The following is a 12,090-nucleotide window of genomic DNA, read 5'->3' on the forward strand; positions in this document are numbered from 1 at the left end:
AATCATTTCTACCTTTGCTGCTGCCCGAATGATTCCAACGATATTCTCCAGTTCCTCTCGTTTATACTCAGGAAGATAATCTATACTTGTTTTCATAATATCCTCAATAATTCAGTAGCCTAACGATTGAGCTCAGCTTCGGCGGGGGAATTAGCACTAAACTTTGTAAGCAAGATAAAACTTTGTTAAACCATAAAATTTTCAGAATCACACCACAGCCCCCGCCGTCAGCTGCAGCGATTTTGTTAGAAAAAAGCTTGACTTCGCCGTCTTTTTTTCTTTTCTTCTTGCTGGCTAAACTATCTCATTTTAGCAAGCTCTCTAAAATAAAAAAATAAAGGTTTGCCCCCACAATATGACACTTCTCTTTGATAGTTAATTCTTTTGAGGTGACCCCGATTGACCCCTCTTTCATGATAAGTGCTCCTCATTTTTTTAGAATTGGCGCTTTAATACTGTCATTGCGTTCTTGCGAACCTTTTCAGATTCTGCTGTCTTTGCAAATTGTCTTAGCAAATTGTAATATTCTTCATACTGATCTTTCTTTAAGAGCGATAAGTCTTCCCATGGTAATTCTGTTTTACTTAAAAGAGAAATCAAAGTTTGAGTATCACACCTCAGCTTAGGAACAATCATCTTATCTATTGCTCCTCGTTCAAGCAGGAACTTTTTCTGAGTATCTGAAAGACCTCTGGCTTGAAAGATATTCATTCCCTCACAGTTGATTTGCTGTTTTAGGATGTGGAGGCATTTGGCAAATTCTTTGCTTTTCGGGTCAATAGCCCAGAGGTAGATGGTTTTATCCAAACTTGCGCTGGCAAGGTATCTGCTATACGGACCGAAGACTACACCTCTAACAGAATCAGTATGTCCTTTAAGAGTAGTAATCTCTTTTAATTTTGCTACATCCCATACTTTTACGGTATTATCCCAACTTGCGCTGGCAAGATATTTTCCATTAGGGCTGAAGGCTACACTCCAAACAAGATTAATATGTCCTTTAAGAGTAGTAATCTCCTTTAATTTTGCTGCATCCCATACCTTTACAGTATTATCCTCACTTCCGCTGGCAAGGTATCTACCATCCTGACTGAAGGCTACACTATAAACAGAACCAGTATGTCCTTTAAGAGTAGTAATCTCCTTTAATTTTACTATATCCCATACCTTTATGGTTTTATCCCGACTTGCACTGGCAAGGTATCTGCTATCCTGACTGAAGGCTACATTTATAACAACATTAGTATGTCCTTTAAGAGTAGTAATCTCCTTTAATTTTGCTACATCCCATACCTTTACGGTATTATCCTTACTTGCACTGGCAAGGTATCTACCATCTGGGCTGAAGGTTATACTAAAAACAGATTCAGTATGTCCTTTAAGAATAGTAATCTCCTTTAATTTTGCCACATCCCATACCTTTATGGTTTTATCCCGACTTGCACTGGCAAGGTATCTACCATCTGGGCTGAAGGCTACACTAAAAACATAACCAGTATGTCCTTTAAGAGTAGTAATCTCTTTTAATTTTGCTACTTCCCATACCTTTACGGTATTATTTTTGCTTGCGCTGGCAAGGTATTTACCATCTTTACTGAAGGCTACACACTCTACTTCACCCATCTCCTCAAGATGTACCCCTTCCAAATCTGCATAGGAAAAATCTGCCTCTTTAAGGATTGTATTGTTTAGGTTTGCATTTTTTAAGACAGCTTCCTTGAAATTTGTGCCCGTTAAGTCAGCAGAGTGAAGATAGGCATTATGTAATATAGTATTAGAGAAATCCTTACCTTTAAGTTCTTCACCAAGCAAATTTAAAAGGGTAATTGCATTACTGCCAAGATATTGGACAGCATCAAAGGATTTATGTTTTATATTTTTTATCCATCTCCATATCCTATACCTAAGAACCTCACTCTCTGCCTCTAATTCTAAGATAAACTCACGAATCTCCTTAGTGAGGGGATTAATTTTAAAGAGATATGGTTTATCTTTCTGAATCTCATCATAGAGTCCTTTAGCGGTCAGATACTCAACAAAGGAACGGTGTGAGAATCTGTAATTATCCCTCTCTCGGATTAAGAAGGAGGAGGTAAGGAAATCACGCAGATGTGCCTCTAACTCCTCAAGTTGTTTAGGAGTAAACTTATCTTTTATTAGTTCCTTGACTTCTGTAACAGGTACTCCAGTAAGATTCTCTTTGTAAAAGTGCATGGCAAGAGTCTGCATTAAGACAAAGCGATGCTCACGATTGATAAGAAGTTTGCGTTTTTTATCTATTGCCTGTCGTTTTATCTCTCCTTTAAGATACATCTGATACAGATTAGCAGAATTGATTGTCTTTTTTTCCTTAATTAACTGAGGAAGGGTTTTTGTAATCATATCCAACATCACAGGTCGCTTAGATAAGTCTGATAGATCGTGAATCTCTCCAATCTTTTCAAGGTAATATATCCAATCTTCTTCTGCCTCTTTGATAAGAGGTATTCGTCTTTTAAGAAAAGACTTAATCTGTGATTCATTTAAGGGGATAAGCTTAAGCCTATCAAATCTTCGTTCTTTGTCCAGTAAGCTGGTCGGTGCAAAGATTTCATCTTCTTCTTTTGCAGAGATAAAATATTCAGGTCGGCTGGTGAGAAGCACTTTACTTTTGGTGGATTCAGTCAGTTTTTGTATCTCCTTGAGATTTCCTGTGATGGTATCAAAGTCTACATGGATAGCCATCTCATCAAATCCATCAAATATCAACAAAAATAGCCCTTCATCATTCATCTTTTTAAAGATATTAAACTTAGGATTAGAGACGCCACAATTTCTATCAAGATAACCTACAATAAGGTCTTCAAAGTCAACATTCTTAGTAAATTTTCCAAGATTGAATAAAATAGGTATCCGTATCTTATCCTTTTTACTCTCTTTGTATCTTTTAGCTAATTTGTATGCATAATGCCGAGAAAAAGAGGTCTTGCCTGAACCATACTCACCTAAGATGGCAATTCGGTTTCCCAAAGTTTCTTTTTTTAGCCAATTGTCGATATACTCATCAACAGGTGAGAGTATCTCTGCTTTTGTCCCTGTTCTTTCCTCTCCTCTCTTTTCAGCATCCAGGTCGATATAATACCTACTCAACTCATCATTTTCAAAATCTTCAATAATCCAATCAATATAATCATCAAAATTTATAAGATTGTTCGCAAACTCATCATAAGTAAATAAGTCAATATCTACTTTATTTTCTGCAAATGATTTGGCATATCTTACAAATCCTTTTGATGAGATAAAAATTCCTCTATTGACATTAGCTACTTTTACAATATTATAGAAATCCTGAACCTTTTTGATGCCTATATTTTTATTCTCATCCTTGCACTCAACAATCATCTTTGTAGTAATTAGACCGTCTGTTTTTTCTGCCAAAATATCAATCTGGCGATTTTCAATAAAGAGATCTCTTTGGACTTTATAGCCCATTAGTCGAAATAACTCTGCAACTTTATTTTCAAACTTTGTTCCTTTAGCTGTAGTTGACATAACAAATTTTCCCACTATTAAAACGATAGGCTTCAATCAAGGCTCATATTCGCTATTGATATTGGTATATCTAACGATTGAGCTAAGCTGCGGCGGGCTTGCCCGCCGTCAGCTTCAGCGATTTGTTATCATATTTTCTTTAAATATTTGCCAAAAACAGACTGAAACTTATGAGACTGATTCATCAACCAAGCAAAGCTCTGTTCCCAATTATCATTGTTAATTACATCAATATCAAAAGTCGTTTTAATTCTGCTTGCTTTTTTCCCTACTAGTTCCATCCATTCGAGGCTACTATCAATTTCTCTAGAAATATCATCTTTATAATTGCATAATGCATGAAAAAGCTCTTTGGAATCTGGAATGTAAAGCTCACACCTTAATTGATTATTCTGGGTATCCACAATCAAAGCAAGATGGGCTTTTGAGTTACCAATACTGATATCATACCAGTGTTGCGGATATGCCTTTCTGAGCCGAAGGGAACTATTATTATTCTGAGCATATTCTTTGAATCGAGTCCAAAACTCAAGTTGCATCAGTTTTGTATCAGAAAGACCTGATTGACTTGTTGATTTTTTAATAGCTTTTGCCCAGTCATTAGGTTTAGAAACAATTTGAAATTTGGGAGCGAAGGGAGAATTATCTATTTGCCAAAGTTCCATTTTTATTGCAAATAGGTTTATTTTGTCATCAGTATGTTCGTTTAACCAATCAATAGCTTGCTTATGCTCATCTCTTACATCTTTCACAATCCAAATAACAATTTCTGCATCAAACCCTGAAGCGTATGTAATAAGTTTCCCTAAATGATCGTGGTCGGTGCTTTCAAGCTGATTCTCAATAACGATTTTCTTTCCAGTATTTTCTTCCTCTGCAAAAATGTCAACATTGAATTTGCCAACACTTGCTTCTGTCTGAATCAATGAAATGTCGATACCAATCTCATCACCTAAAAGTTGTAGATTTTCATCCTCTGCAAGCCAATTTGTAAAATCCGTAGGTTCACGGCTCCACTGTTCACGTAAATCAATTTTTTTTAGTCTTGATAGTGTCATGTTTGTTTACCTTTCTATTATGATAACGATAAAGTTCAGGTGCGGCGGGGAGGATTGCCACAAAAGTTTGATAGCAAGATAAAACTTTGAGAGATTACAAAACTCTGACCACGGCACAGTTCCCCGCCGTCAACTGCAACGCAGGGTTAGACAAAAGCTTTGATTCGCTATCTTTTCCTTTTCCTCTGCCTCACCGAATTATTGTGCATTCCACATTCACGGTTTGACCCTAACTAATATCCTTTGTGGCGTCAAAAGGAACGACTGCTTTTGGCAGTTTTTTCCCTTAATTCCATTGCTCTATTACTGATTTCTTCTATAGATAGATTCTCATCTAACCCATCCCGCCACTTTGTATAATCAAACGACTCTCGTTGAATTAATGCAATAAAACGTTCTACCTCAATATCTCCAAGAAACTCAGTTAGTATCTGAAATCCTTTTAATTTTATTTCTGTATCTGTTGTCATAAAGATACCTCCTTGATAAAACTAAATATATCAATAATCTTTATCTCTTTATCTACATCAGCCTTCTTTAATATCTTATCATCAGCTGTTAAGAAATATTTGCAGCGTTGATAAACTGCACAGGCTATATGTAATGAATCAATTTTTTGAAAACCTTTACGATTCAGCAAATTAGCTTTTTTTAATATTGCACTATTCTCTGAAACATCGCTTACAGCATATCTTTTCCATCTACTAATTTGCCTTTTTCTCTCTGCAAAAGGATTCTTATTGTTCTCGTAGTCTAAAATATATGACCAACATAGTTGGAATTTTCCTGCTCGAATTTCTTCTTGAATTCTTAATTTTGCTTCTGTTTCAAGTTTAATTCGTAACTGTGATTGGTCGTCAAATGGTCGATTAAAACAACAGTTATCAAGATATATCTTCATTCTGCGGGTCTACGAGCCGTAACCCCGGATGCCTGGTTCGACTCATTTTCCTCCTCTTCCAAATCGCTCCGCAATCCCACCTCCTCAATTCTGTCCGCCGCCATCCGAATCCATGATAGCAGGGAGTCTATCTCTTTATCGCTGAGTGGACGTGAGATCGTGAACTTGAACTCCTTTCCTGCAGGCGACAAGAGACCCGTTTCCTTCGCTTTGACCGCCAGTTCTTGTGAGACGGCTTCACCGGAGTTGACACGGGAGAAGAACGTTTTGTCAGATATTCTTGTAAGGAAAGACTGTCCGTACACTGACTGAGGGGGATACCCGTAGCAGAACTTGAAATGAACGCCCTTGGGGTTCACGTTGACGGAGAACCCGCGAGAACCCCAGTGAATAGGAAGTCCCCGCTCATCTGCCAGTGAGAGAATCCTCGAAAAGACTGACACGCCGTGAGCGTCAAGCGACTGGATGAATTGCTCCCTCGTGATTTTGGCACGCGCCTCTGCGGTCACCGGTTTGTCAGTCCGAAAATGATCGACAACGACAATATCGCTTGACAGCAGGCGTTTGTCGTCCTCTGTACGAAAAAAGGAGAACTCCAGACATGTGACGCGAAGTCCCTTGTCGTTAAGGAAACCGGCAGTTTCCCTGATTTCCGGCGTGATAGTTTCGCCAACGATGACGATGCGCTGGTTCTTGTTGAAGGAGACGCCTTCTTCTGAGCCCAGTGCGAAGTAGTTGCGATGGGCTTCAGCCAGACTCAAACCGTCGTCGTCCTGATACTGCCGGGCAAGGCTTTCTATCTGTGGATAGTCCAGTTGCGCGGCATAGGCCGTATATTCGAGTGACTGAGCAATCGTCTCTCGGGGAGTCCGTCCTCGTTTCAGTTCAAGGATAACCAGGTCACCGTACCTATCGATCGCAAGGAGATCAATAGTTCCGCCCCAACTCGTCTGCACCTGTCGGCCAATGATGAGTAACTTACTATCCTGCACAATCCCATCAGGATTATTCTCAAGCCAGTCTTCAAGAACCGCTTCCTGATGCTCGTTACCGAATTCAGTTTTCATGTACTCGGCGAACTCGCCGGCTTTGTCTACCCCAAATAGACGCATGTTTCCCCTCTATCTCTCATGTTGAACGACAAATCTCAGCCATCGCCTTTAGCGGCCGGCTGCAGCGAATTATTAGAACACAAATAGTCCAAATATCCTTCTCTCTTATCTCCCTATTAACTCTTTTGTTATATCGAATCATCCCCTATTTTATATCACTTCTATTATACAGCATAAAAATCTGCATGTCAATCAAAAAAAGTTTTCTGCAGAACTTCCCCGACTTCACAGGAAAGTGCACATCTATCCCCAAAGCCATTCTGGAGATCCGTCGATAAATCGAAAGAAATGGCTTTGGGGATAGATGTCCGTTATGCAAAGTCGGGGAAGATCTGAGTTTTCTGGACTATTTTTGTCTAACGATCAATCTCACCGGCGGCAATGGAGCGTAGTGGAATTGCCGTCCGGTGCAGTGCCTTGTTCGACGTCAGATTTCAAGCTCAGGTGGCAGTCCAAAGAGCTTTACTTCGCCTCGAAACCGGGCAGTAATAGACTCTTCCGACTCCCATCGTGGAGCAAGCATCATGCCCCTGTCCGGTATCTCACAATAGGGCGGCGGTGCCCCATACAGGGCATTCATGATTGCCGCCTCAAGTCGTTCAAGAAGCCGAGGTGCCGTCCCAACATTGGCCACAAAGACCCGGAATGCAGCGAGTTGACGGCGAGCGGCAGCCACCAGATCACCCTTGCGATCCTCGTAGTCCTTGCGTTTCTCAGGTGTCCAACCCCATCCATGCCATATCTCTTTGCGTACACCGCGAGTCATGGCAGCCATATTCAGAATCGTGTAGCCCCCCGTCAGATACTTCGCGGTGTGCTCTCGGAGTCGAGTAGGGATAGACCGCCGGGTGATTCCCGCCGCATAGATGATGTAGCCAGTTTGGTATTCAGAAGCCCACAGGTAGAGACCAGAATGGCTTGGAATCGGTGGTAACCCGGATTCACCCTCGAACGTTGGCCATGCATAGGGGCCAGTCCATTCAACCTCTATGGCGTTTGAGTCTTCCATCAGTCATGCTTCCTCGTCGTCTAACGACAAAGTTCAGGTGCGGCGGGGAGAATTACCACAAAAGTTTGATAGCAAGATAAAACTTTGAGAGACCACAAAACTCTGACCACGGCACAGTCCCCCGCCGTCAACTGCAACGCAGGGTTAGACAAAAGCTTTGATTCGCTGTCTTTTCCTTTTCCTCTGCCTCACCGAATTATTGTGCATTCCTCATTCACGGTTTGACCCTACTATCTCCCCCTAACCTATCTTATTTCCATAAATTCTTACGGTCTAACTCTAACTCTTTCCTCACTCCTTCTCTGAATTAAGTCATGTTCCAACATCCTGGTAGCGTTGCGTATCTTTTCTCTCAACCAGGCATTGATTAACGACTCAGATGAAACTTTCTTTGTTTTTGCTATTTCAGTAAGATTAGCCACAATATCTTCTTCAAGAGCAACCAAATGCTTTCTCCTTTTGATATTTACATCAAAATGGGCTTCTGGCATTTGTTCCCAATAATTCCCCATGTCATGAATATCAAAGAAGTCAATAAGTTCATCTATAGATCTTGAAGGTGGTAGAGTTTTTAATTTATTTTTTACCATATTGTTTCCTCTCTTTCTTTTTCATATTTCTGGCACTCAAGATGAGTGTTTCTCTCGTCTTTTTGTAGATAAAGAGTACGGATAGGTATCTTCCACTATTAGTTTGTCCCAAAGCCAGATAAACATCTTCGCCTTTTCGCTCACCTTTTTCAACAAAACGGAATTTTGGTTTATTATTTAACACCTCTTCAACTTCATTGGGAGTAACATTGTGTTTAACTGCCAGTTTATCAACAATGTTTCTGAGCCAAATAATACTTTCTATCTTCATCCGTTTTTTTATATCCTCTTTTCATTCAGCATGTTATATCTATTATTCACAGGTAGGCTAACGATAGAACTCACCTGCTGCGGGGAGGATTACCACCAAACTTTGTAAACAAGATAAAAGCTTGAGATACCACAAAACTCTAATTACGGCACAGCCCCCCGCAGTCAGGTGCAGCGAAGGGTTAGAAAAAGCTGCACTTCGCCGCCTCTTTCTTCTTGCTTCCTCTATCTTACCTAACTATCACCTTTCAGTAAGCCCTCTTAGCCTCCCCCCTGTTGCTTCTAATGGATAAGCAACTCTTTCAGGAAAGCATCAATCTCGCAGGCATGGTATAGTCCACCAAAGGAGCAAATATTCTCACCAAAACTTCCAATAGGAATAACTCCTCCTTCTCCTTCTTGTCTGCCCGGCCTGTCTAACGACAAAGTTCAGGTGCGGCGGGGAGGATTGCTACCAAACTTTGTAAGCACGATTACCTATTGAGATACTATAAAACTTTCAATTACAGCACAGTCCCCCGCCGTCAACTGCAACGCAGGGTTAGGCAAAAGTTCTGATTCGCTGTCTTTTCCTTTTCCTCTGCCTCACCGAATTATTGTGCATTCCACATTCACGGTTTGACCGTAAAATATCTCCTTTTTATTTTCTCACACAAAGCCACAGAGAACACAAAGGTTTATTGTTTTATTCAATTTCTTTGTGACTTTGCGTCTCTGTGTGATTATTTTTATTAGTCTAACATTAGATTAGTCCTTAATTTCTTAAACTACGAAATACGCGAAACACACGAAAGAGTCTGATTGACAAATCTTTCATACTCGAGTTTCGGATAGTGGCCGAAGTTTACCAGCAGTCCGAGTTGCTTTCCAGTCGATTTTAGGTAGTTTATCACCTGAGCACGGTGCTCGTCAGTCAATTCTTTTACTGCTTTGATCTCAAGGATAATCTTGTCGTAACACAGGAAGTCCGGTTCGTACTCATGCTTGAGCGTCCGTCCTTTGTATTCAAGTCGAAGTCTGGGTTTCTCCTGGAATGGGATTTCCTGCTTGACGAGCTCAATTACCAGACATTCTTGATACACTGCCTCCAGGAATCCATTACCTTTCTCCTTGTACACCTCAAAACATGCACCGATAATTCTGTAGATCTCTTCCTTAAAAACTATCTGCTCTTTTCCCATTTTCGCGCCTTTTGCGTGTTTCGTAGTTTTTTCTCTCCAGGCTAACGACTGAGATCACCTGCAGCGGGGAGAATGACCACAAACCTTTGTAAGCAAGATAGAACTCTGTTAAACCATAAAATTTTCAAAATCACGCCTTAGTCCCCGCAGTCAGGTGCAGCGAATTGTTAGAAAAAGTTGCACTCCGCCGTCTTTTTTTTCTTTTCTTTTGCTGGTTAAAGTGAGCTCTCTACTATTAAAATTTTCTTAGCTTCCTTTGTTGCTCATGACAGAAAAGCAAGATTTTAAGAGGAAGCTCCAATTCTACCAGCATCCGTAGTATGCCTTTTTTTATTATTTCTTTTTCTCGCCCTTGCGTTTCTAACGATTGAGCTCACCTGCCGCCAACAGTATAGCACATAAACCTTTGAAAAACCACTAACTTTTGATAGGGCACAGAAGCTTGAAAAAACTACAGACTGTTGGCGGTCAGGTGCAGCGATTGGTTAGAAGGATTTTTCAAACATTTCATCTGCAATGTTTCCTTCACAAATTTTAGTTGCTGGACCTCTCATTGTAGCTGAAAAATTATCGTCAAGCTGAATTTTAATTTGTCCGCCGGGCATGTGAACTGTAATATCGGCATCGCATAGTCCAAGTCTATGAGCTACAGCCGCTGCCGCAGTGCTACTGCTACCAGAAGCCAATGTGTATCCTGCTCCTCGCTCCCATATTTCAATCTGGATGTTATGACGATCTATGACCTTCATGAACTGAACATTCGTGCGATTCGGAAATCGAGAATCTGTTTCAATTAACGGGCCATAGCGATGGGCCACTTCTGACGTCGGATGCTCCGTAAGTACAACACAGTGAGGGTTGCCGACTGTTGCAGCGCAGAATTTCAAAACATTGCCATCTATTTCGATTTCTTCGTTTAACACTTCTCGTGAAGTCCCAACAACAGGGATATCTGCGCTATTGAAACTTACACCACCCATTTCCACCTTCACGCTCTTGCCGTTAGCACTGACTTCACATGATACAACCCCACCGAGCGTCTCAACAGTGAAAGGCATGCTGTTAACGAGACCCTTATCCCAAAGGTATCTTGCAAAGATTCTCAGACCATTTCCGCTTTTCTCTGCTTCGCTTCCGTCAGGATTGTAAATCTTCAGACCGAAGTCACACGATTGACTGTCCAAAGGGCCAAGCAATATGCCATCAGAACCAACGCCATAGTTTCGGTGACATATCAAACGGATCACATCCTGACTAATCTCATTTTTGAGATCTGCAGGATGGATTATGATGTAGTCGTTACCAAGAGCATGATATTTTGTGTATTTCATTTTTCCTTCTAACGATTGAGCTCACCTGCCCGAGCGAAGCGAGGGTCAGGTGCAGCGATTTGTTAGACTGTTTTTTACCACGAAGAGCACGAAGGTCACGAAGATTTTATAGAACAAATCGTTTTATTCCTTCTTTCAATCTTTCTACATTGAAATTTATCAACAGACCAACTTTAATATTTGCTAACTTCATTAGATATTTCATCAAATTTTACTTCGTGTCCTTCGTGGTTTAATCTCTTTTAGTCTAACGACGGAGCTAAGCTGCGGCGGGCTTGCCCGCCGTCAGCTTCAGCGATTGGTTAGAATCCTTTTTTTATTTTCTCACACAAAGCCTCAAAGCACACAAAGATTTATTCTATATTCTCCATTGACTATTCTTGATATTCCATCTTTCATCAGAGCTTCTCCAAAATTTAGCAGATATCCGAGCTTACATCCACTTAATCTCAAATAAGTCAAAACCTGCTTCTTATGTGCTTTGTTTACGGATTCAACAGATTTTAACTCAATTATTACTTTGTTCTCAACGAGAATATCTGTTCGGAAGCCTTCGTCAAATTTTATCCCCTGATATTCTATCGGAATGGGTACTTGTCTGTTGACTGACAAACCACGTTTCTCAAGCTTATGGGCAAGTATAACTTCATAAACAGTTTCAAGCAATCCTGGTCCAAGTTCCTTATGTAACTCAATCGCTGTATCAACTATGATTTCTCCAATTTTATTTTCATTCATCTCTGTGTTCTTCGTGTCTTTGTGTGATTATTTTATAATTCTAACGATAGAGCTCACCTGCTGCGAGGGGGGAATTACCACTAAACTTTCATAAGCAAGATAAAACTTTGGGGAATTACAGAACTATCTCAATCACGCCACAGCCCCTCGCAGTCAGGTGCAGCGATTGGTTAGAAAAAGATGCACTCCGCCGTCTTTTTTTCTTTTCTCCTTGCTGGCTAAAGTATCTTATTTCAGAATACCAATTCACAATTCAACAGGCTGTTGACATATCTTTTCAGCGGTATAACGGGGGTGAATATTACACAACCTCTTGAGAATTAAGGACTTGGAGTGAATGCAATGCTGGTGCAAATTTTTATTTATAAT

At 40.5% G+C, this 12,090-nt stretch carries 12 protein-coding genes and 1 pseudogene; all 13 read right to left on the bottom strand.

Annotation, left to right across the window (positions count from 1 at the left end; translation table 11 throughout):
• Positions 1–435: 435 nt before the first annotated feature.
• The 13 genes and pseudogenes from AB1414_07845 to AB1414_07905 all read right to left on the bottom strand — a co-directional run bounded on the left by AB1414_07845 (position 436) and on the right by AB1414_07905 (position 11,721).
• On the bottom strand, positions 436–3,531 hold the full coding sequence (locus tag AB1414_07845; protein MEW6607351.1) for a restriction endonuclease: 3,096 nt from the start codon (positions 3,529–3,531) through the stop codon (positions 436–438).
• Between the two features lie 128 nt (positions 3,532–3,659).
• The gene (locus tag AB1414_07850) at positions 3,660–4,589 is read right to left on the bottom strand and encodes a DUF4268 domain-containing protein (protein MEW6607352.1); all 930 of its coding nucleotides are present in this window, start codon (positions 4,587–4,589) and stop codon (positions 3,660–3,662) included.
• Between the two features lie 251 nt (positions 4,590–4,840).
• Positions 4,841–5,059 (bottom strand): hypothetical protein, encoded by a 219-nt coding sequence (locus AB1414_07855; protein MEW6607353.1) that lies wholly within the window; start codon positions 5,057–5,059, stop codon positions 4,841–4,843.
• On the bottom strand, positions 5,056–5,490 hold the full coding sequence (locus AB1414_07860; protein ID MEW6607354.1) for a PIN domain protein: 435 nt from the start codon (positions 5,488–5,490) through the stop codon (positions 5,056–5,058). Before AB1414_07860 ends, AB1414_07855 begins: the two co-directional genes overlap by 4 nt.
• The gene (locus AB1414_07865) at positions 5,487–6,602 is read right to left on the bottom strand and encodes a hypothetical protein (GenBank protein ID MEW6607355.1); all 1,116 of its coding nucleotides are present in this window, start codon (positions 6,600–6,602) and stop codon (positions 5,487–5,489) included. Before AB1414_07865 ends, AB1414_07860 begins: the two co-directional genes overlap by 4 nt.
• A gap of 427 nt (positions 6,603–7,029) precedes the next feature.
• A complete protein-coding gene (locus tag AB1414_07870; protein ID MEW6607356.1) occupies positions 7,030–7,611 on the bottom strand; it encodes a hypothetical protein in 582 nt (193 codons plus the stop codon).
• A 266-nt stretch (positions 7,612–7,877) separates the two neighbouring features.
• Positions 7,878–8,201 carry a CopG family antitoxin gene (locus AB1414_07875; GenBank protein MEW6607357.1) on the bottom strand — a complete coding sequence of 108 codons (324 nt, stop codon included), beginning with the start codon at positions 8,199–8,201 and terminating at the stop codon, positions 7,878–7,880.
• A complete protein-coding gene (locus tag AB1414_07880; GenBank protein MEW6607358.1) occupies positions 8,188–8,472 on the bottom strand; it encodes a BrnT family toxin in 285 nt (94 codons plus the stop codon). The genes AB1414_07875 and AB1414_07880 overlap by 14 nt, the downstream gene beginning before the upstream one ends.
• A gap of 281 nt (positions 8,473–8,753) precedes the next feature.
• Entirely contained in the window at positions 8,754–8,897 is a 144-nt protein-coding gene (locus AB1414_07885; protein ID MEW6607359.1) for a hypothetical protein, read from the bottom strand.
• 341 nt (positions 8,898–9,238) lie between these two features.
• Positions 9,239–9,652 carry a GxxExxY protein gene (locus AB1414_07890; protein ID MEW6607360.1) on the bottom strand — a complete coding sequence of 138 codons (414 nt, stop codon included), beginning with the start codon at positions 9,650–9,652 and terminating at the stop codon, positions 9,239–9,241.
• Positions 9,653–10,137: 485 nt separating this feature from the next.
• Positions 10,138–10,983, bottom strand: coding sequence for a diaminopimelate epimerase (dapF, locus tag AB1414_07895; GenBank protein ID MEW6607361.1), 846 nt, complete (start codon positions 10,981–10,983; stop codon positions 10,138–10,140).
• A gap of 106 nt (positions 10,984–11,089) precedes the next feature.
• Positions 11,090–11,191 (bottom strand): annotated as a pseudogene (locus tag AB1414_07900) (GxxExxY protein).
• Positions 11,192–11,319: 128 nt separating this feature from the next.
• Positions 11,320–11,721 (bottom strand): GxxExxY protein, encoded by a 402-nt coding sequence (locus tag AB1414_07905; GenBank protein ID MEW6607362.1) that lies wholly within the window; start codon positions 11,719–11,721, stop codon positions 11,320–11,322.
• Positions 11,722–12,090 lie beyond the last annotated feature (369 nt).

Source organism: bacterium (genome assembly GCA_040755795.1).
GTDB lineage: Bacteria > UBA9089 > CG2-30-40-21 > CG2-30-40-21 > SBAY01 > JBFLXS01.